We start from the raw sequence: 18,810 nt of genomic DNA on the forward strand, positions 1-18,810 counted from the left end.
GCAAAAAAGGGGTCCACCCGGGTTGCGATAGGCGACGGGCTGGCCTAAAGACCGCCCAAGCAACACGCACAAGCGGGATACGCACATGGCCGAATATCTGCCAATTTTGCTGTTCCTGGCGGTCGCTCTGCTCTTGTCGGTGGCATTTGTTTTCCTTCCGATCGGGGTGTCGCGGCTTACCGGAGCGCACAAACCCACCGTCGCCAAACTGAGCGAATATGAATGCGGTTTTCCCGCGTTCGAGGATTCGCGCAGCAAGTTCGACGTTCGCTTCTATCTGGTGGCAATCCTGTTCATCATCTTCGACCTTGAGGTGGCGTTTCTGTTCCCCTGGGCGGTGACATTCCTCGATCTGGGCTGGGAAGCCTGGGCGGCGATGATGGTGTTTTTGGGCATCCTCACCGTGGGGTTTGTTTACGAGTGGAAAATGGGAGCGCTGGATTGGGAGTAGAACCGAAGATGGTCGCAACGCCTGCTGGCGCGCCCGGTGGCGCACTCGTGCCCGGCACGGGTACGCTGCCTGACGTCGGGTTCCTCAACGACATCAACGCCGAAGTCGCCGACAAGGGCTTTCTGGTCACCTCGACCGAAGAGCTGTTCCAATGGGCGCGCACCGGTTCCTTGTGGTGGATGACCTTTGGTCTGGCTTGCTGCGCTGTGGAGATGATCCATGTGAGCATGCCGCGCTACGACATGGAGCGCTTCGGCGTCGCGCCTCGCGCATCGCCGCGGCAGTCGGACGTGATGATCGTCGCGGGCACGCTGTGCAACAAGATGGCACCGGCGCTGCGCCGCGTCTATGATCAGATGTCCGAGCCGAAATACGTGATTTCGATGGGCAGCTGCGCCAATGGCGGCGGCTATTACCATTACAGCTATTCGGTGGTGCGCGGCTGCGACCGCATCGTGCCGGTGGACATCTATGTCCCCGGCTGCCCGCCGACCGCCGAGGCGCTGCTCTACGGCGTGATGCAGTTGCAGCGCAAGATCCGCCGGATCGGCACGATCGAGCGCTGAGAGTTGAGAAGGCCTGTCGTGGAGGCAGGCCGGATAAGGGACGCACATGGGACATTCGGCACCACGCTATGCCGTTCTGGAAGGCTTGGGCGATGCTGTCGCCGCGACGCTGGGTGACCGGCTGATCGCGACGCGTTTCGCGCAGGGCGAGTATTGCTTCACCGTCCGGCGCGAGGCGATTGCCGAGGCGCTCGACCTGTTGCGTGATCGTTACGAGTACCAGCAACTCGTTGAAATCGCTGGCGTCGACTATCCCGAGCGCGCTGAACGTTTCGAGGTCGTCTATTGCCTTTTGAGCCTGACCAAGAACCACCGCATCCGCGTCGCCTGTACGACCGACGAGGATACCGCGGTGCCGACCGTCACCACGATCTGGCCGGTCGCCGGCTGGCTCGAGCGCGAAGTCTACGACATGTATGGCGTGATTTTCGCCGGCAACCCCGATCTGCGTCGCATCCTCACCGATTATGGCTTCCGCGGCCATCCCTTCCGCAAGGACTTCCCGCTCACCGGCTATAGCGAGATGCGCTATTCCGAGGAGCAGGGCAGGGTGATCTACGAGCCGGTCAAGCTCGCGCAGGATTTCCGCAACTTCGACTTCACCTCGCCCTGGGAGGGCGCGGATTATGTGCTTCCGGGCGACGAGAAGTCGCTGGGTGGTCCGCCGCATGTCGACACTCCCAAGACCACCGAGAAAAAATCGGACACCGGCGCGGGCCGCGCTGCCAATAAGGAAGCTGCCAAGCCCAGCCCTGAGGCTGCTGCCGAGAAGCCCGCCGACAAGAAGGGTGACAAGGCATGACCACCGAGGCACTCCACGATATTGCCGGCGCGACGTCCGAACCCGGGCAGATCGAGCAGGATTCGGCCGATCTGGAAATCCAGAACTACACGATCAACTTCGGTCCTCAGCACCCGGCAGCGCACGGCGTGCTGCGTATGGTGATGGAGCTCGAAGGTGAAATCGTCGAGCGCATCGATTGCCATGTCGGGCTGCTGCACCGCGGCACCGAAAAGCTGATCGAGTACAAGACCTATCTGCAGGCGCTGCCGTACTTCGACCGGCTCGATTACTGTTCGCCGCTGGCGATGGAATACAGCTATGTGCTCGCCATCGAGAAGCTGCTCAACCTCGAGGTTCCGCTGCGCGCGCAATATCTGCGCGTGCTGTTTGCTGAGCTGACTCGCATCTGCAACCACATGCTCAACCTGGGTGCGCATGTGATGGACGTCGGCGCGATGACGCCGAACCTTTGGCTGTTCGAGATCCGCGAGGATTGCCTCAACTTCTTCGAGCGCGCGTCCGGTGCGCGGATGCACAGTGCATGGTTCCGTCCCGGCGGCGTCCATCAGGACGTGCCGCTCAAGCTGCTCACCGATCTGGCTGACTGGCTCGACACCTTCCCGAAGCTGTTCGAGGATGCGATGAGCCTTGTCATCGACAACCGCATCTTCAAGCAGCGCAATGTCGATATCGCGGTCGTGTCCAAGGATGATGCGGTGCGCTGGGGCTTTTCCGGGCCGATGATCCGCGGCAGCGGCATTCCCTGGGATTTGCGCAAGTCGCAGCCTTATGATGTCTATGACCGCATGGAGTTCGACGTGCCCGTCGGTACCCGCGGCGATTGCTATGATCGCTTCATGGTCCGCGTCGAGGAAGTGCGCCAGTCGGCTCGCATCATGCGCCAGTGCCTCAACGAGATGCCCGAAGGCCCGATCGCCTCGTCCGACCGCAAGGTCGTGCCGCCCAAGCGCGCCGAGATGAAGCAGTCGATGGAAGCCTTGATCCATCACTTCAAGCTTTACACCGAGGGCTTCCACGTTCCGGCGGGCGAAGTCTATGTCGCGACCGAGAGCCCCAAGGGCGAGTTCGGCGTGTATCTGGTCAGTGATGGCACCAACAAGCCGTACCGTTGCAAGATCCGCCCGACTGCGTTCTCGCATCTTCAGGCGATGGATTTCATGACGCGCGGGCACATGCTGTCCGATGCGACCGCCATCCTGGGCGCAATCGACGTCGTGTTCGGGGAGTGTGACCGGTGACCGTCCAGATGGCTGTCGCAGAGGCGATGATCGCCCATTACAATGCGCAGGACGCTGACGCCTATGTCGCGCTGATGACCGACGATGCCTGCGAAGCGGGTTATCGTGGTGACGTGCTGCGCAACGGCAAGGAGGGCGTGCGCGCTGGCCTCAAGTCGATGTTCGCCGAGTTTCCGGGCAACCACGCGGAAATCCTGTCGGGCCATATGCTCGGCGAGCATGTCGTATTGCACGAGCGCGTGTCGCGCTCGGCAGATGCCGAACCGTTCGAGGTCATGTCGATCTACAGTTTCAAAGGCGACAAGGTGTCGCGCGTGGAGTTTGTCCGCTGATGGCTGACGCAGCCCATATCCCCGATGAAGCCGAAACCCGCGCCCGCTGGGGCGGTTTTGCATTCACGGACGAGAATCTCGCCAAGGCGAAAACGTTCATTTCGCGCTATCCCGAAGGGCGCCAGCGCTCCGCGGTGATGCCTCTGCTCGATCTGGCGCAGCGCCAGGTCGGCGCAGATACGCAGACGCAAGGGTGGTTGCCGGTGCCGGTGATCGAGTATGTCGCAGCGATGCTGGATATGCCCTATATCCGGGCCTATGAGGTCGCGAGCTTCTACACCATGTACAATCTCGCACCGGTCGGGCGCTTCCACGTGCAGGTCTGCGGCACCACGCCGTGCCTGCTGCGCGGCAGCGATGATGTCATGGCAGCATGCGCCAACAAGGGCCTGGTCAAGGGCAAGACCACGCCCGATGGCCTGTTCACGCTGACCGAGGTTGAGTGCATGGGCAACTGCGCCAACGCACCGATGGTCCAGATCAACGACGATAACTTCGAAGACCTGGACTATGACATCACCACGCGCATTCTCGAAGCGCTGGCCGCCGGCGAAAGCCCGAAGGCCGGGACGCAGATCGCGGGGCGTCATACCAGCGAACCCGAGGGCGGACCGACGAGCTTGAAGGCGATGGTCGATGCCAACCATGATTATCGCGGGGAATGGTGATGAGCTTTGATTTTCTCAGCGACAAGGATCGCATTTTCACCAACGTCTATGGCTTCCAGCCGTGGAACCTCAAGGCGGCTGAGGCGCGTGGCGACTGGGACAACACCAAGGACCTGATCGCCTGGGGCCAGGACAAGATCATCGACGAGATGAAGGCGTCGGGCCTGCGTGGGCGTGGCGGTGCAGGCTTCCCCACCGGCATGAAGTGGAGCTTCATGCCCAAGGAATCGAAGGACGGTCGTCCCAGCTTCCTGGTCATCAACGCCGATGAATCCGAGCCTGGCAGCTGCAAGGACCGTGAAATCCTGCGCCACGATCCGCACAAGCTGATCGAGGGCGCGCTGATCGCGGGCTTCGCGATGCGCGCGCGTGCGGCGTACATCTATGTCCGCGGCGAATACATTCGCGAAGCCGAAGTTCTGCAGGCAGCGGTCGACGAGGCTTACGAAGCCGGGTTGATCGGCAAGAACGCCTCGAAGTCGGGCTATGATTTCGACGTGTTCGTCCATCGCGGCGCCGGCGCCTATATCTGCGGCGAAGAAACCGCGATGATCGAAAGCCTCGAAGGCAAGAAGGGTCAGCCCCGGCTCAAGCCGCCGTTTCCGGCAGGCGCGGGCCTCTATGGCTGCCCGACCACGGTCAACAACGTCGAATCGATCGCGGTCGTACCGACCATCCTGCGGCGCGGCGCGGCCTGGTTTGCGAGCTTCGGGCGCGAGAACAACAAGGGCACCAAGCTCTTCCAGATCAGCGGGCATGTCGACAAGCCCTGCGTCGTCGAGGAAGCGATGAGCATCCCGTTCCGCGACCTGATCGAAAAACACTGCGGCGGCATCCGCGGCGGTTGGGACAATCTGCTCGCAGTGATCCCCGGCGGCTCTTCGGTGCCTCTGGTTCCTGCAGCGCAGATCATGGATGCGCCGATGGATTTTGACGGGCTGAAAGAGGTCGGCTCGGGCCTCGGCACGGCGGCGGTGATCGTCATGGACAAGTCGACCGACATTGTTCAGGCGATCAGCCGGCTGAGCTATTTCTACAAGCACGAAAGCTGCGGCCAGTGCACCCCGTGCCGCGAAGGCACCGGCTGGATGTGGCGCGTGATGGAACGCATGCGCACCGGCGATGCCGACATCAGCGAGATCGATACGCTGTATGAAGTGACCAAGCAGGTCGAAGGCCACACCATCTGTGCATTGGGCGACGCTGCGGCCTGGCCGATTCAGGGACTTATCAAGCACTTCCGCCCCGAGATGGAGCGCCGCATTGTCGAGAAGCAGGGCGGCGGATTGATGGAGGCCGCGGAGTGAAGCGGCCGATTGTCCTGCTTGCGGTGATGGCGAGCTTGCTTCCTTCTGGTGCGTCGGCGCAATTGGCTCCGGGCGCCTCGGGGACGTCGAGCGAACCCGTTGACGCCACGATGGACGAATATTGGTCGGGCATATCGGAAATGGGCCGCTGCATGGCTACGTCGAAGCGGGATAAGGCACTCATCTTTTTGCAGACGGACGTAGGGTCGGCAGACGAGGGGAAGGCGTTCAAGCAGTTGTTCAACAAGCAGAGCAACGCTTGCATGCGCAATTTCGTCCGCATGTCGTTCCCGCGGTCGCATCTGCGTGGGACGCTTGCTGAAGCCTTGTATGAAAAGGCCGGGACAAACCCTGGCGTTCCGGGTCCGGCAGCGTCGGCTGCCTGGCCGAAGGGGCCGCCGATCAACGCGATCGCCCGCTGTTATGTTGAGGGCCATCCGGTCGAGGCCCAAAGGTTGCTGCGGGAAACGCGGCTGGGAACCAAGGGCGAGCGCGCCACCATCGAGAAAATGGCCCCGCAGATTGCCCCTTGTTTCCCGGAAGGCCTGAAAGCCACTCTCAACCCTAGCTACTTCCGACTGGCGATAGCCGAAGCGATGTATCACGCCGCAGGCGCCACGATAGAACGGAACTGACGAGCAATGCCTAAACTTACCGTAGACGGGATCGAGGTTGAAGTCCCACAGGGTGCGACCGTGCTGCAGGCTTGCGAGGCTGCCGGCAAGGAAATCCCGCGTTTCTGCTATCACGAGCGGCTAAGCATCGCCGGCAACTGCCGGATGTGCCTGGTCGAAGTGAAACCCGGACCGCCCAAGCCGCAAGCGAGCTGCGCGCTGCCCGCGATGGACAATCAGGAAGTCCGCACCAACTCGGATATGGTGAAAAAGGCGCGCGAAGGCGTGATGGAGTTCCTGCTGATCAACCATCCGCTCGACTGCCCGATTTGCGATCAGGGCGGCGAGTGCGACCTGCAGGACCAGTCGGTGGCCTATGGCCGCGGCGGTTCGCGCTATGACGAAAACAAGCGCGCGGTGACCGAAAAGTACATGGGTCCGATCATCAAGACGATCATGACCCGCTGCATTCATTGCACCCGCTGCGTGCGGTTTGCCGAGGAAGTGGCCGGCACCGAGCAGATCGGTGCGATTGGCCGCGGCGAGAACATGCAGATCACCAGCTATCTCGAAAAGGCGGTCTCGTCCGAGCTTTCGGGTAATGTCATCGATCTGTGCCCGGTCGGCGCGCTGACCTCGCGGCCCTATGCCTATGAGGCGCGGCCGTGGGAGCTCAAGAAGACCATGGGCATCGATGTGATGGACGCGGTCGGCACCAACATCCGGTTCGACAGCCGGGGCAGGGAAGTGATGCGCGTGCTGCCGCGGGTCAACGACGACGTCAACGAGGAATGGGCGCACGATAAGACCCGCTATGCGGTCGATGGCCTGATGCGTCGCCGGCTCGACCGGCCCTATGTGCGCCGTGACGGCAAGCTCGTCCCGGCAAGCTGGGCCGAAGCGTTCCAGGCGATTGCCGCAGTGAACGCCGGATCGAGCATGGGCGCTGTGGCGGGCGATCTGCTTGATTGCGAAACCCTGTTCGCCGCGCGCGAATTGCTGGCGGCGATGGGCTCGACCCTTATCGAAGGCCGTCAGACCGGTCTGAAATACGACGTCTCCAGCCTGTCTGCGGTGAATTTCAACTCGACGCTCAACGGCATCGAGACCGCCGATGCGATCCTGCTGGTGGGCACCAATCCGCGCTGGGAAGCGCCTCTGGTCAACACCCGCATCCGCAAGGCGATCAAGCACGGCGCCAAGGTCTATGCCATCGGCGAAGAAATCGACCTGACCTACAAGGCCGAATGGCTGGGCAACGACATGGGCCTGCTGGCCACGCTGCCCGATGCGGTCGCTGACGTCTTCAAGGGGGCCGCGCGGCCTGCCTTGATCATGGGTGGCGGCGCTTTGGGTGTCGATGGCGCGCATGGCGCAGCGCTGGCGCTCGCCGAGACCTTCAACATGGTCCGCGACACCGAGGACGGACCCTGGAACGGCTTCAACGTGCTGCACATGGCGGCATCGCGCATGGGCGGGCTGATGCTCGGCTGGGCGCAGCCCGGCGGCATCGCCGATCTGGTCGCGGCCAAGCCGAAGCTGTTGGTCGCGCTCGGCGCCGACGAGGTCGATTTCACCCAGTTCGATGGCAGCTTCAAGGTGTTCATCGGCCATCATGGCGACAAGGGGGCTGCAGCGGCCGACGTCATCCTGCCATCGGCTGCGTATCCCGAGAAGAACGGCACCTATGTCAATGTCGAGGGCCGGGTGCAGATGAGCGACAAGGCCGTGTTCGCGCCGGGCGATGCCCGCGAGGACTGGTCGATCCTGCGCGCGCTGTCCGAGGTTCTGGGCCACAAATTGCCGTTCGATACCTTTGCCGAATGCCGCAGCGCGATGGTCGCTGCGGAGCCGGCTTTGGGCGTGGAAGGTCTTGCCTCGTTCGACTGGGCGCCGCCGAAGCTGACGGCAAGCCCGTCCGGCCCGGTCGGCTATCCGATCAAGGATTTCTACCTCACCAACGCCATCGCCCGCGCCAGCGGCACGATGCAGCGCTGCTCGGCTGAACTGCTGCACGGCGAAGCGATGCTGGAGGCCGCGGAATGACCGAGTTTTTCCAATCATCGCTCGGCATGGGCTGGGGCTGGCTTGTTGCCAACCTGATCCTGATCCTGCTGATCGCGCTTCCGGTGATGCTGTCGGTGGCGATCGTGATCTATTTCGACCGCAAGATCTGGGCCTCGATGGCGCTGCGGCGCGGACCCAATGTGGTCGGGCCATTCGGTATCCTGCAGAGCTTCGCCGACGCATTGAAGGTGTTCCTGCAGGAAACGATCATTCCATCGGGCGCCAACAAGGGCCTGTTCCTGATCGCGCCGATCATCACCTTCACCGTGGCGCTGCTGTCATGGGCGGTGATCCCGTTCGATCAGGACATGGTGCTCGCCGACATCAACGTCGGCTTGCTCTACATCTTCGCGGTCAGTTCGCTGGGCGTGTATGGCGTGATGATCGCCGGCTGGGCGTCCAACTCGAAATACCCGTTCTTCTCGGCGCTGCGTGCGGCGGCGCAGATGATCTCGTACGAAGTCTCGATCGGCTTCATCATCATTACGGTGGTGATGTTTACCGGCAGCTTCAATCTCAATGCCATCGTCGAGGCGCAGCGCGGCCACGGGCTGGGCTTCATCAATTGGTATGGCTTCAACCTGCTGCTGTTCCCGATGGCGGTGATGTTCCTGATCTCGTCGCTGGCCGAAACCGCGCGCGCACCGTTCGATCTCACCGAGGCCGAAAGCGAGCTGGTCGCGGGCTATCAGACCGAATATTCGTCGATGGCCTTCGCTTTGTTTTGGCTCGGAGAGTACGCCAACGTGCTGCTGATGTGCACGCTCAACGCGCTGCTGTTCTGGGGTGGCTGGCTGCCGCCGGTCGATTGGGCGCCGCTCTATGCGATCCCCGGCATCTTCTGGCTGATCTTCAAGATCTCGGCGTTCTTCTTCATCTTCAGCTGGGTCAAGGCGACGGTTCCCCGTTACCGGTATGACCAGCTGATGCGGCTGGGCTGGAAGGTGTTCCTGCCGATTTCGCTGCTGTGGGTATTCCTGGTGTCGGGCTATCTGATGCTGACACGTTACGGGGTCTGAGAGACATGTTGCAAACCATCAAGGCGTTCACGCTCTTCGAGTTCGTGAAGGCGCACGCGCTGACCTTGAAGTATTTCTTCAAGCCCAAGGCGACGATCAATTATCCCTTCGAGAAGAACCCGCTGAGCCCCCGGTTCCGCGGCGAGCACGCGCTGCGCCGCTATCCTAATGGCGAGGAACGCTGCATCGCGTGCAAGCTTTGCGAAGCGGTGTGCCCGGCTCAGGCGATCACCATCGAGTCCGAACCGCGCGAGGACGGCAGCCGCCGCACCACGCGCTACGACATCGATATGACCAAGTGCATCTATTGCGGTTTCTGTCAGGAAGCCTGTCCGGTGGACGCGGTGGTCGAGGGTCCGAATTTCGAATATGCGACCGAAACCCGCGAAGAGCTGATCTACGACAAGGGCAAGCTGCTTGAGAATGGTGACAAATGGGAACGAGCCATTGCCGCCAACCTTGAAGCCGATGCCCCTTATCGGTAAGGCGCACTCGAAATCGATTCACCGATGGCTTTTGCCCCGCTGGGAGACGCGGGGCAGGGGCCTGATACCAGACCTGCTCGATTGGGCGCATCGGGGGCTGTAAAGCTTTGATCCAGATATTTGCCTTTTACCTGTTCGCCTCGGTGGTGATCGCCAGTGGCGCGTTTACCATCCTGGCCCGGAACCCGGTGCACTCGGTGCTCTGGCTCATCCTCGCGTTCTTCAACGCGGCGGGCCTGATGATCCTGATCGGCGCGGAATTCATCGCGATGCTGCTGGTGATCGTCTATGTCGGCGCGGTCGCGGTGCTGTTCCTGTTCGTGGTGATGATGCTCGACATCGATTTTGCCGAACTGCGCGCAGGCTTCATGAAGAACTTGCCGCTGGGTATCGCGCTCGCTGCGGTGCTGCTGGCGGAAATGATCTTCGGCATCGGTGCCTGGCAGGCGGGCAACATCGCGCTGGGCGAGCACGCGCTCAACCCAGCGCGGATGGGCGCAAGCAATATCGAGGCAGTCGGCGAACTGCTGTACACCCGCTACATCTTCCTATTCGAAGCGGCAGGGCTTGTCCTGCTGGTGGCGATGGTCGGCGCGATCGTGCTGACTCACCGCAAGCGCGCGGGCGTTCGTCCACAGAACATTGCCTCGCAGGTGCGCCGCCGTCCCGAAGAGGCCACGCGCAACACGCAGCCCACCGTCGGTGAAGGTGTCGAGCTATGATTGGTATCGAGCATTATCTGGTGGTCAGCTCCATCCTGTTCGTGATGGGCGTGCTGGGCATCTTCCTCAACCGCAAGAACGTGATCATCATCCTGATGGCGATCGAACTCATCCTGCTTGCGGTGAACATCAACCTCGTCGCGTTCAGCGTCTTCCTCGGCGACATGGTGGGCCAGGTGTTCGCGATGTTCGTGCTCACCGTGGCAGCCGGCGAAGCCGCTATCGGGTTGGCCATCCTGGTCATCTACTTCCGCGGCCGCGGCACGATTGCGGTTGACGATATCAACCAGATGAAGGGTTAAGCACATGGCCATCACCCTGATCGTCTTCCTGCCGTTGCTGGCAGCCATCGTCGCTGGCCTGGGCAACCGCATCATCGGCAATGTGCCCGCCAAATTGGTCACCACCGCCGCGCTGTTCGCCGCGTGCGCGCTGAGCTGGCCGATCTTCATCGGGTTCCTGAACGGTTCGACCACCGAATATGTCGTTCCGGTGCTGTCCTGGCTGCGCTCGGGCGACCTCCAGTTCGACTGGGCGCTGCGCGTCGATACGCTGACCGCGATCATGCTGGTCGTCGTCACCTCGGTCTCGGCGCTCGTCCATCTGTATAGCTGGGGCTATATGGACGAGGATCCCGACCAGCCGCGTTTCTTCGCCTATCTCTCGCTGTTCACGTTCGCGATGCTGATGCTGGTGACCGCCGACAACCTCGTCCAGATGTTCTTCGGTTGGGAAGGCGTGGGCCTCGCCTCGTATCTGCTGATCGGCTTCTGGTTCCGCAAGCCCACTGCCAATGCCGCCGCGATCAAGGCGTTCGTCGTCAACCGTGTCGGCGATCTCGGCTTCATGATGGGCATCTTCGGGACGTTCCTGGTGTTCGGCACCGTGTCGATCCCCGCGATCCTCGAAGCGTCGCCGGCCATGGCCGGTTCGACCATCGGCTTCCTCGGCCTGCGCGCCGATACCATGACGGTGCTGTGCCTGTTGCTGTTCATCGGTGCGATGGGCAAGTCGGCGCAGCTCGGGCTGCACACCTGGCTTCCCGATGCGATGGAAGGCCCGACCCCGGTGTCGGCGCTGATCCATGCCGCAACGATGGTGACCGCTGGCGTGTTCATGGTCTGCCGTCTGTCGCCGATGTTCGAAACCAGCCCGGTCGCGCTGACCGTGGTGACGATCGTGGGCGCGGCGACCTGCTTCTTCGCCGCCACCATCGGCACCACGCAGTGGGACATCAAGCGGGTGATCGCGTATTCGACCTGCTCGCAGCTCGGCTATATGTTCTTCGCTGCCGGCGTCGGCGCTTATGGCGCGGCGATGTTCCATCTGTTCACGCACGCGTTCTTCAAGGCGCTGCTGTTCTTGGGGGCCGGTTCGGTGATCCATGCGATGCACCATGAACAGGACATGCGCTATTATGGCGGCCTCAGAAAACACATCCCGCTGACCTTCTGGGCGATGCTCGCCGGAACGCTCGCGATCACCGGGGTGGGGGTCTACCATCTTGGGCTTGGATTTGCTGGCTTCTGGTCAAAGGATGCCATTCTCGAAGCCGCTTGGGCGTCGGGTTCGCAGGCCGGGAATACCGCCTTCTGGCTTGGGACCGTGTCAGCGTTGTTCACCAGCTTCTACAGCTGGCGTCTGATGTTCCTCACCTTCTGGGGCAAGCCGCGCTGGATCCAGTCCGAACACATCCAGCACAGCGTTCACAAGACGCCTGAGAAGGCCGGCGCGGACACCACCGGTGGCTATCATCCGCATGAAAGCCCGCTGGCGATGCTGTTGCCGCTCGGCCTTCTGGGCATCGGCGCGGTCATTGCCGGTCAGGTCTTCCATGATGCCTTCCTCGATCAGGCTGGCTTCTGGAACGGCTCGATCGCCTACAACGCTGGCCTGATGCACGCGATGCACGAGGTGCCGATGCTGGTGAAATATGCCGCGTCTATCGTGATGGTGATTGGTCTGCTGGTGGCGTGGCTGTTCTACATCCGCAACACCGCGCTCCCGGGCAAGGTGGCTGGCGCGCTGGGTCCGGTCTACCGCTTCGTGCTCAACAAGTGGTATTTCGACGAGCTCTACAACCACATCTTCGTCAAGCCCAGCTTCGCGCTTGGCCGCTTCTTCTGGAAGGTCGGCGACGAAGGAACAATCAACCGCTTCGGTCCCGATGGTGCCGCGGTGCTGGTTGCCTCGGGCAGCCGCATGGCCGTGAAGCTGCAATCGGGTTTCCTCTACAGTTACGCCCTGGTGATGCTGCTTGGCCTTGTGGCCGCACTCACCTGGCTGATGGTGCGCTGACATGAACGATCTGGGATTTCCTGTGCTGTCGCTGATGCTCGCCGTGCCGATGGCGGCTGCGATCGTCTGTCTGTTCGTCAGCGCCAACACCGCGCGCTGGCTGGCGCTGACCGCCACGCTGATCGATCTGGCGCTCGGCATCGTGCTGTGGATGAACTACGATATCGGCGGAGCGCAGTGGCAGTTCGTCGAGAAGGCCGCCTTGTTCGACCGGTTCAGCTGGGCGCTGGGCATCGATGGCATCGCGCTGATGCTGATCATGCTGTCCGTCTTCCTGATGCCGATCTGCATCGGCGCGAGCTGGGAAGCGATCCAGACCCGCGTCGGCGAATACATGGCGGCATTCCTGCTGATGGAAGTGCTGATGATCGGCGTCTTCGCCGCGCAGGACATCTTCCTGTTCTACATCTTCTTCGAGGCCGGCCTGATCCCGATGTATCTGATCATCGGCATCTGGGGCGGCGCAAACCGCATCTACGCGTCGTACAAGTTCTTCCTCTACACCCTGCTCGGATCGGTGCTGATGCTGATCGCGATGTTCTGGATGGTGAACGAGGCGGGCACGTCGGACATTCCGACGCTGATGGCCTATGACTTCCCGCTCGAGGCGCAGTCCTGGCTGTGGCTGGCGTTCTTCGCGAGCTTCGCGGTCAAGATGCCGATGTGGCCGGTGCACACCTGGCTGCCCGATGCACACGTTCAGGCGCCGACCGCAGGGTCGGTGATCCTGGCCGGCGTGCTGCTCAAGATGGGCGGCTATGGCTTCATCCGCTTCTCGCTGCCGATGTTCCCCGATGCGTCGGTGGATTACATGTGGCTGGTGTTCGCACTGTCGATGGTTGCGGTGGTCTACACCTCGCTGATCGCGCTGGTGCAGAGCGACATGAAGAAGCTGATCGCCTATTCGTCGGTCGCGCATATGGCGATCGTCACCGTCGGCCTGTTCGCGTTCAATCGCCAGGGTCTCGAAGGCGCGCTGGTCGTCATGCTCAGCCATGGCCTGGTTTCGGGCGCGCTGTTCCTGTGCGTCGGCGTGATCTACGACCGCCTGCACACTCGCGAGATCGACCGCTACGGCGGCCTGTCGATCAACATGCCGCGCTACGCGCTGCTGTTCCTGCTGTTCACGATGGCGTCGATCGGGCTGCCGGGCACTAGCGGCTTTGTCGGCGAGTTCCTCTCGCTGCTCGGGATCTACGAAGTGTCGAGCTGGGTCGCGATCGTCTCGACCACCGGGATCATCCTGGGCGCCGGGTACATGCTCTATCTCTATCGCCGCGTGGCCTATGGCGTCATCAAGTCCGATGACGTCGCTGCCATGCCCGATCTCAACAAGCGCGAAATCGCGCTGCTGCTGCCGATCGCGATCGTCGTGCTGTGGATGGGTGTTTACCCTGAAAGCTTCATGGCGCCGATGCGCAACGATGTCGGCGCGCTCGAAGCGCGGCTCGCCGCGGTCAAGCCCGTGGGCGACGCGCAGGTCACGCCGGGCACTGCCCCGGTTCTGACGCCCGCAGCCCATGCTGAAGAAGGCCATCACTGATGAATTACGCGCTCTGGTTCCAGTTGGCCTCGCCGGAAATCGTTCTCAGCGCCTCCGGTCTGGTGCTGCTGCTGATCGCCGCATGGGGCGGCGTGCAGTCGTCGCGCCTTGTCAGCGTGCTGACCGTCGTCGCGTTGTTCGGCGCGCTCGCGCTGTCGTTCAACTTCCTGCTGGGTGACAGCTTCGCCAACGGCGCCGACGCGTTCTACGGCCAGTACCGGATGGATCGCTTCGCTTCGTTGTCGAAGGTGCTGATCTTCCTCTCGGCCATCGGCTGCGTGATCGTGGCGCCCAAGTTCTTTGCGCGCGACAACATGATGCGCCCGGAATTCCCGATCCTCATCCTGTTTGCCTCGGTCGGCATGGGCCTGATGGTGTCGGCGGTCGATCTGCTGACGCTGTATATCGGTCTCGAGCTCAACAGCCTGGCTGCGTATGTCCTCGCGAGTTTCCTGCGCAGCGATGATCGCTCCGCCGAAGCGGGCCTCAAATATTTCGTGCTGGGCGCGCTTGCGAGCGGCATTCTGCTGTTCGGCATGTCGCTGCTCTATGGCTTCACCGGCACCACCAGCTTCATCGGCATCCAGACCGCCTTTGCCGATGGCGTGTCGACAGGTGCGCTGTTCGGCATCGTGTTCGTGCTCTCGGGCCTGGCGTTCAAGATCAGTGCGGTGCCGTTCCATATGTGGACGCCCGACGTCTATGAAGGCGCACCTACCCCCGTCACGACGTTCTTCGCCACTGCGCCCAAGGTTGCAGCATTGGCGCTGACCATGCGCGTGGCGATCGAGGCGTTCGGCGGCCAGCAGGCCATCTGGCAGCAGATCGTGATCTTCGTGGCGCTGGCCTCGATCATCCTCGGCGCTGCGGGCGCGATCGGGCAGGTCAACATCAAGCGGCTGCTCGCCTACTCGTCGATCAACAATGTAGGCTTCATGCTGATCGGACTGGCTTGCGGAACCCCCGAAGGGGCCTCGGCGATGCTGACCTATCTGGTGATCTATGTCGCGATGACGCTGGGCAGCTTCATCTGCGTGCTCGACCTCAACGACCGTGAAGGCCATCCGGTCGAGGATATCGGCAAATTGGCTGGTCTGTCGCGCACCCGTCCAGGTCTGGCGGCGGCTTTGGCGATCTTCATGTTCAGCCTCGCCGGCATCCCGCCGCTGTTCGGCTTCTGGGGCAAGTTCGTGGTGTTCGATGCCGCCGTGGCAGCAGGGCTCATCCCGCTCGCCGCGATCGGTATCGCCGCCTCGGTCATCGGTGCGTTCTACTACCTCAAGGTCATCAAGGTGATGTATTTTGACGAACCCGCCGATGTGATCGCGCCGAGTGGTTCGAAGGCGCGCATGGTTCTGGTGGCGATGGCCGCCCTGTTCCTGTCGCCGCTGGGATACTTCACCACGCTGGCGCTCAGCCCGGTCACGGCGGATGCCGCCAGAGCGCTGTTCTGGGCGGCTTGATCGAAACGGTTGCGCTGACCGCATCCACCAATGCGGACATGCTGGCGCGCGCCGAAACGGGTGCGCCCGAGGGACTGTGGATCCGCGCCGAGCAGCAGAGCGGGGGCAGGGGCCGGCTGGGCCGGCCCTGGCTGAGCCCGCTCGGCAACCTGTATTGCAGCACATTGGTGCGCATCGGTCCGAGCGATCCGGCGGCGCACCTGCTGGCGTTCGTGGCCGGTCTGGCGGTGCTCGATACCGTTGGTGCGATCCTTCCAGAGACAAAAGCCCGGCTGAAATGGCCCAACGACGTCCATGTCGCCGGCGCCAAGCTGGCGGGCATCCTGCTCGAGCGGCGGCGCGATGCGGTGGTGGTGGGAATCGGCCTGAATGTCGCCGTCGCCCCGGACATTTCCGGACGCACCGTCACGTCGCTGCACGCGCAGGGCGCGAACGCGCAGGTCGATGCCGCCGCGGTGCTCGAACTGCTGGCGACGCGCTTCGGGTCGCGGCTGCTTCAGTGGCGGACCGGCGATCCTGCAACGCTGCTTGAAGTCTGGTGCGCTGCCGCGCATAAGCCCGGTGAAGCGATGGCGGTACAGCGTGGTCCGGAGGATCGGATCGAGGGCGTCTTCGAAGGCCTGTCGGCGGACGGCGCTTTGCTGATCCGCTGCCGCGATGGCCGGATGGAGAGCGTCAGCGCGGGTGATGTCCATCTCCTTGCGTAAAGCCGTTTAGTGGAAATGAAGGACTTGTCGCATGCTGCTTGCCATTGATGTCGGCAACACCAACGCCGTGTTTGCGCTGTTTAACGAGCGTGCGATCAAGGCGCGCTGGCGCATTTCGACCGATGCCCGGCGCACGGCGGACGAATATGCGGTCTGGCTGAACCAGCTGCTCGCGCTCGAAGGCTTTGTCCGTCAGGACATCAGCCAGGTGATCATCTCCACCGTCGTGCCGCGCGCGCTGCACAATGTGCAGGTGCTTTCGCGCAAATATTTCAGCGTCGAGCCGTTGATCGCAGGTGTCGCACCGGCCGATTGGCAGATGCAGATCGATGTCGACGAGCCCAAGTCTCTGGGGGCGGATCGCGCGGTCAACTCCATTGCGGCGCACGCGCTGCATCCGGGCGATATCATCATCATCGACTTTGGCACCGCAACCACCTATGACGTGGTCGACTATACGGGTGCTTACAAGGGAGGCATCATCGCGCCGGGGATCAACCTGTCGCTCGATGCCCTGGTTCAAGCCGCCGCAAAGCTGCCGCGCATCGCGATAGAAACCCCGCGCAACAACCGGTCTGTCATCGGTCGCAACACCGAAGACCAGATGCAGATCGGCGTGTTCTGGGGCTATGTCGCCATGATGGAAGGTCTGGTCTCACGGATGCGCGCCGAAATCGGACGCCCCGCGAAGGTCATCGCCACCGGTGGGCTTGCGGTGCTGTTTGACGAGCACACGACGATATTTGATGCGGTCGAACCCGACCTGACCCTGCAGGGTCTAGCCATGATTGCCGAAAGGGCATTTTGATTACATGAAACCTGGAAAAGAACTGTTGTTCCTGGCCCTTGGCGGGTCGGGCGAAATCGGCATGAACGCCAACCTCTATGGCTGTGACGGCAAATGGGTCATGGTCGACCTGGGCATGACCTTCTCCGACCCGGCTTACCCCGGTGTCGAATTGGTCTTCCCCGATCTCGAATTCATCGAGGAACGCGCCGACGACCTGCTTGGCATCGTGCTGACTCACGGTCATGAAGACCATATCGGTGCGCTGCCGTATCTGGCGGCCGACCTCAATGTGCCGTTGTTCGCCACCCCGTTTACCGCCGACCTGATCCGCCGCAAGCTCGAAGAGCAGGGGCTGGTCAAGGATGTGCAGCTCAACGTCATCGAGAACGAGGGCAGCCTCCAGCTTGGTCCCTTCGGCTTCCGCTACCTGCCGCTGGCGCACTCGATCGCAGAGGGCAACGCGCTGCTGATCGACACGCCTTATGGCCGTATCTTCCACACCGGCGACTGGAAGCTCGACGACGAGCCGATCGTCGGCGTCCCGTCGACGCCCGAGACGCTCACCGCGTTGGGCGACGAAGGGGTGCTGGCGCTGGTCTGCGATTCCACCAATGTCTTCAATCCCGAAAGCTCGGGCTCCGAAGGTGCGGTGCGTGACGAACTGATCAAGGCGGTCAAGCCGCTCAAGGGGCGTGCGCTGATCACGACCTTCGCGTCCAACGTGGCGCGGCTGCACACCCTGGGCGAGGTTGCCAAGGCGACCAACCGTTCGCTGTGCGTCGCCGGGCGTTCGCTCGACCGGATCATCGCGGTGGCCAAGGCCAACGGCTATCTCAAGGACCTGCCCGAGCTGGTCGATTTCGATACCGCGATGGGCCTGCCCCGGCGCGAGGTGCTGGTGATCGCAACCGGCGGCCAGGGTGAGCCGCGCGCTGCGCTGGCGCGCGTCGCCGATGGCAATCATCAGATCAAGCTGGAGGCGGGCGATACCGTGCTGTTCTCGTCCAAGGTCATTCCCGGCAACGAGATCGCCATCGGGCGGATCCAGAACAAGCTGGCTGAAGACGGCATCAAGATGGTCACCGACCGTCAGGCCGACATCCACGTGTCGGGCCACCCCGGCAGGCCAGAGCTGGCCGAGATGTACCGCTGGATCAGGCCGCAGGTGCTGGTGCCGGTGCATGGCGAGATGCGGCATATGTCCGAACAGGCCCGCTTTGGGCTGGAACAGGGCATTCCGGCGGCTGTGGTTCAGAAGAACGGCGATCTCGTGCGGCTGGCACCGGGCAAGCCCGGCGTCATCAGCCGCGAGCGCGCCGGGCGTCTGGTCCTCGATGGCGATGTCATCCTGCCCGCCGATGGCATGACGATGGCCGAGCGGCGCAAGCTGGCGGTCAACGGCCAGGTCAGCGTCGCGGTCGCGCTCAGCGCGCGCGGGGGCCTGATAGGCGACCCGGTGGTGCGCTGCCTCGGGCTTCCGGTCGAAGACGATCTCGATGCGTTCATCGCCGAGACCATCGAGGATGTGCGCGAGGCGATCAGCAAACCCGGCAAGTCCAAGCCGCGGGGCCGGCGCGACCGGTCGGAAGGCAGGTCCGAAGGGAAGGGCGACGACGTGCAGGAGGCTATCCGCCTGGCCGTGCGTCGTGCGGCAACCCGCTGGACGGGCAAAAAGCCCGTTGTCACGGTCTTGATGATCGCGGGCTGACGACCCACTTGGGCGCAAGGAAACAGG

General features: G+C 62.7%; 19 protein-coding genes. All 19 read left to right on the top strand.

Features of this window, described 5'->3' with window-relative positions:
- The first annotated feature begins 85 nt into the window (after positions 1-85).
- The gene (locus QUV11_RS00685; RefSeq protein ID WP_289618669.1) at positions 86-451 is read left to right on the top strand and encodes an NADH-quinone oxidoreductase subunit A; all 366 of its coding nucleotides are present in this window, start codon (positions 86-88) and stop codon (positions 449-451) included.
- 8 nt (positions 452-459) lie between these two features.
- Positions 460-1,017, top strand: a complete 558-nt coding sequence (locus tag QUV11_RS00690) for an NADH-quinone oxidoreductase subunit B family protein (RefSeq protein ID WP_300880051.1) — start codon at positions 460-462, stop codon at positions 1,015-1,017.
- Positions 1,018-1,063: 46 nt separating this feature from the next.
- Positions 1,064-1,819 carry an NADH-quinone oxidoreductase subunit C gene (locus tag QUV11_RS00695; protein ID WP_300879978.1) on the top strand — a complete coding sequence of 252 codons (756 nt, stop codon included), beginning with the start codon at positions 1,064-1,066 and terminating at the stop codon, positions 1,817-1,819.
- Positions 1,816-3,060, top strand: coding sequence for an NADH-quinone oxidoreductase subunit D (locus QUV11_RS00700; protein WP_300879979.1), 1,245 nt, complete (start codon positions 1,816-1,818; stop codon positions 3,058-3,060). The genes QUV11_RS00695 and QUV11_RS00700 overlap by 4 nt, the downstream gene beginning before the upstream one ends.
- 8 nt (positions 3,061-3,068) lie before the next feature.
- A complete protein-coding gene (locus QUV11_RS00705; RefSeq protein WP_300880052.1) occupies positions 3,069-3,392 on the top strand; it encodes a nuclear transport factor 2 family protein in 324 nt (107 codons plus the stop codon).
- Positions 3,392-4,060 carry an NADH-quinone oxidoreductase subunit NuoE gene (gene nuoE / locus QUV11_RS00710; RefSeq protein WP_300879980.1) on the top strand — a complete coding sequence of 223 codons (669 nt, stop codon included), beginning with the start codon at positions 3,392-3,394 and terminating at the stop codon, positions 4,058-4,060. The genes QUV11_RS00705 and nuoE overlap by 1 nt, the downstream gene beginning before the upstream one ends.
- Entirely contained in the window at positions 4,060-5,367 is a 1,308-nt protein-coding gene (nuoF, locus tag QUV11_RS00715; RefSeq protein ID WP_300879981.1) for an NADH-quinone oxidoreductase subunit NuoF, read from the top strand. The genes nuoE and nuoF overlap by 1 nt, the downstream gene beginning before the upstream one ends.
- Complete coding sequence (locus QUV11_RS00720; protein ID WP_300879982.1) at positions 5,364-6,002, top strand: hypothetical protein; 639 nt, start codon at positions 5,364-5,366, stop codon at positions 6,000-6,002. The genes nuoF and QUV11_RS00720 overlap by 4 nt, the downstream gene beginning before the upstream one ends.
- A 6-nt stretch (positions 6,003-6,008) precedes the next feature.
- Entirely contained in the window at positions 6,009-8,027 is a 2,019-nt protein-coding gene (gene nuoG / locus QUV11_RS00725) for an NADH-quinone oxidoreductase subunit NuoG (RefSeq protein WP_289618671.1), read from the top strand.
- Positions 8,024-9,067, top strand: a complete 1,044-nt coding sequence (nuoH, locus tag QUV11_RS00730; RefSeq protein ID WP_289618672.1) for an NADH-quinone oxidoreductase subunit NuoH — start codon at positions 8,024-8,026, stop codon at positions 9,065-9,067. Before nuoG ends, nuoH begins: the two co-directional genes overlap by 4 nt.
- Positions 9,068-9,072: 5 nt before the next feature.
- Positions 9,073-9,552 (top strand): NADH-quinone oxidoreductase subunit NuoI, encoded by a 480-nt coding sequence (gene nuoI, locus QUV11_RS00735; RefSeq protein WP_289618673.1) that lies wholly within the window; start codon positions 9,073-9,075, stop codon positions 9,550-9,552.
- A 107-nt stretch (positions 9,553-9,659) separates the two neighbouring features.
- Positions 9,660-10,274, top strand: a complete 615-nt coding sequence (locus QUV11_RS00740) for an NADH-quinone oxidoreductase subunit J (RefSeq protein ID WP_289618674.1) — start codon at positions 9,660-9,662, stop codon at positions 10,272-10,274.
- A complete protein-coding gene (gene nuoK, locus QUV11_RS00745) occupies positions 10,271-10,576 on the top strand; it encodes an NADH-quinone oxidoreductase subunit NuoK (RefSeq protein WP_300879983.1) in 306 nt (101 codons plus the stop codon). The genes QUV11_RS00740 and nuoK overlap by 4 nt, the downstream gene beginning before the upstream one ends.
- A gap of 4 nt (positions 10,577-10,580) precedes the next feature.
- Positions 10,581-12,572 carry an NADH-quinone oxidoreductase subunit L gene (gene nuoL / locus QUV11_RS00750; protein ID WP_300879984.1) on the top strand — a complete coding sequence of 664 codons (1,992 nt, stop codon included), beginning with the start codon at positions 10,581-10,583 and terminating at the stop codon, positions 12,570-12,572.
- A 1-nt stretch (position 12,573) separates the two neighbouring features.
- On the top strand, positions 12,574-14,115 hold the full coding sequence (locus tag QUV11_RS00755; protein WP_289618676.1) for an NADH-quinone oxidoreductase subunit M: 1,542 nt from the start codon (positions 12,574-12,576) through the stop codon (positions 14,113-14,115).
- Positions 14,115-15,578, top strand: a complete 1,464-nt coding sequence (gene nuoN / locus QUV11_RS00760; protein WP_289618677.1) for an NADH-quinone oxidoreductase subunit NuoN — start codon at positions 14,115-14,117, stop codon at positions 15,576-15,578. Before QUV11_RS00755 ends, nuoN begins: the two co-directional genes overlap by 1 nt.
- On the top strand, positions 15,575-16,285 hold the full coding sequence (locus QUV11_RS00765; protein ID WP_289618678.1) for a biotin--[acetyl-CoA-carboxylase] ligase: 711 nt from the start codon (positions 15,575-15,577) through the stop codon (positions 16,283-16,285). Before nuoN ends, QUV11_RS00765 begins: the two co-directional genes overlap by 4 nt.
- A 31-nt stretch (positions 16,286-16,316) precedes the next feature.
- The gene (locus tag QUV11_RS00770) at positions 16,317-17,093 is read left to right on the top strand and encodes a type III pantothenate kinase (RefSeq protein ID WP_300879985.1); all 777 of its coding nucleotides are present in this window, start codon (positions 16,317-16,319) and stop codon (positions 17,091-17,093) included.
- Positions 17,094-17,097: 4 nt separating this feature from the next.
- On the top strand, positions 17,098-18,783 hold the full coding sequence (locus QUV11_RS00775; protein ID WP_300879986.1) for a ribonuclease J: 1,686 nt from the start codon (positions 17,098-17,100) through the stop codon (positions 18,781-18,783).
- Positions 18,784-18,810 lie beyond the last annotated feature (27 nt).

This window comes from Blastomonas sp. (genome assembly GCF_030373265.1).
Taxonomy (GTDB): Bacteria; Pseudomonadota; Alphaproteobacteria; order Sphingomonadales; family Sphingomonadaceae; genus Blastomonas.

What these genes read in the sequence shown, in the direction of transcription:
- QUV11_RS00695 (WP_300879978.1), top strand. Translation starts at nt 1,064, where the DNA reads ATGGGACATTCGGCACCACGCTATGCCGTTCTGGAAGGCTTGGGCGAT.
- nuoN (WP_289618677.1), top strand. Translation starts at nt 14,115, where the DNA reads ATGAATTACGCGCTCTGGTTCCAGTTGGCCTCGCCGGAAATCGTTCTC.
- nuoF (WP_300879981.1), top strand. Translation starts at nt 4,060, where the DNA reads ATGAGCTTTGATTTTCTCAGCGACAAGGATCGCATTTTCACCAACGTC.
- QUV11_RS00770 (WP_300879985.1), top strand. Translation starts at nt 16,317, where the DNA reads ATGCTGCTTGCCATTGATGTCGGCAACACCAACGCCGTGTTTGCGCTG.
- QUV11_RS00755 (WP_289618676.1), top strand. Translation starts at nt 12,574, where the DNA reads ATGAACGATCTGGGATTTCCTGTGCTGTCGCTGATGCTCGCCGTGCCG.
- QUV11_RS00690 (WP_300880051.1), top strand. Translation starts at nt 460, where the DNA reads ATGGTCGCAACGCCTGCTGGCGCGCCCGGTGGCGCACTCGTGCCCGGC.
- nuoG (WP_289618671.1), top strand. Translation starts at nt 6,009, where the DNA reads ATGCCTAAACTTACCGTAGACGGGATCGAGGTTGAAGTCCCACAGGGT.
- nuoI (WP_289618673.1), top strand. Translation starts at nt 9,073, where the DNA reads ATGTTGCAAACCATCAAGGCGTTCACGCTCTTCGAGTTCGTGAAGGCG.
- nuoE (WP_300879980.1), top strand. Translation starts at nt 3,392, where the DNA reads ATGGCTGACGCAGCCCATATCCCCGATGAAGCCGAAACCCGCGCCCGC.
- QUV11_RS00705 (WP_300880052.1), top strand. Translation starts at nt 3,069, where the DNA reads ATGGCTGTCGCAGAGGCGATGATCGCCCATTACAATGCGCAGGACGCT.
- QUV11_RS00700 (WP_300879979.1), top strand. Translation starts at nt 1,816, where the DNA reads ATGACCACCGAGGCACTCCACGATATTGCCGGCGCGACGTCCGAACCC.
- nuoH (WP_289618672.1), top strand. Translation starts at nt 8,024, where the DNA reads ATGACCGAGTTTTTCCAATCATCGCTCGGCATGGGCTGGGGCTGGCTT.
- QUV11_RS00775 (WP_300879986.1), top strand. Translation starts at nt 17,098, where the DNA reads ATGAAACCTGGAAAAGAACTGTTGTTCCTGGCCCTTGGCGGGTCGGGC.
- nuoK (WP_300879983.1), top strand. Translation starts at nt 10,271, where the DNA reads ATGATTGGTATCGAGCATTATCTGGTGGTCAGCTCCATCCTGTTCGTG.
- QUV11_RS00685 (WP_289618669.1), top strand. Translation starts at nt 86, where the DNA reads ATGGCCGAATATCTGCCAATTTTGCTGTTCCTGGCGGTCGCTCTGCTC.
- nuoL (WP_300879984.1), top strand. Translation starts at nt 10,581, where the DNA reads ATGGCCATCACCCTGATCGTCTTCCTGCCGTTGCTGGCAGCCATCGTC.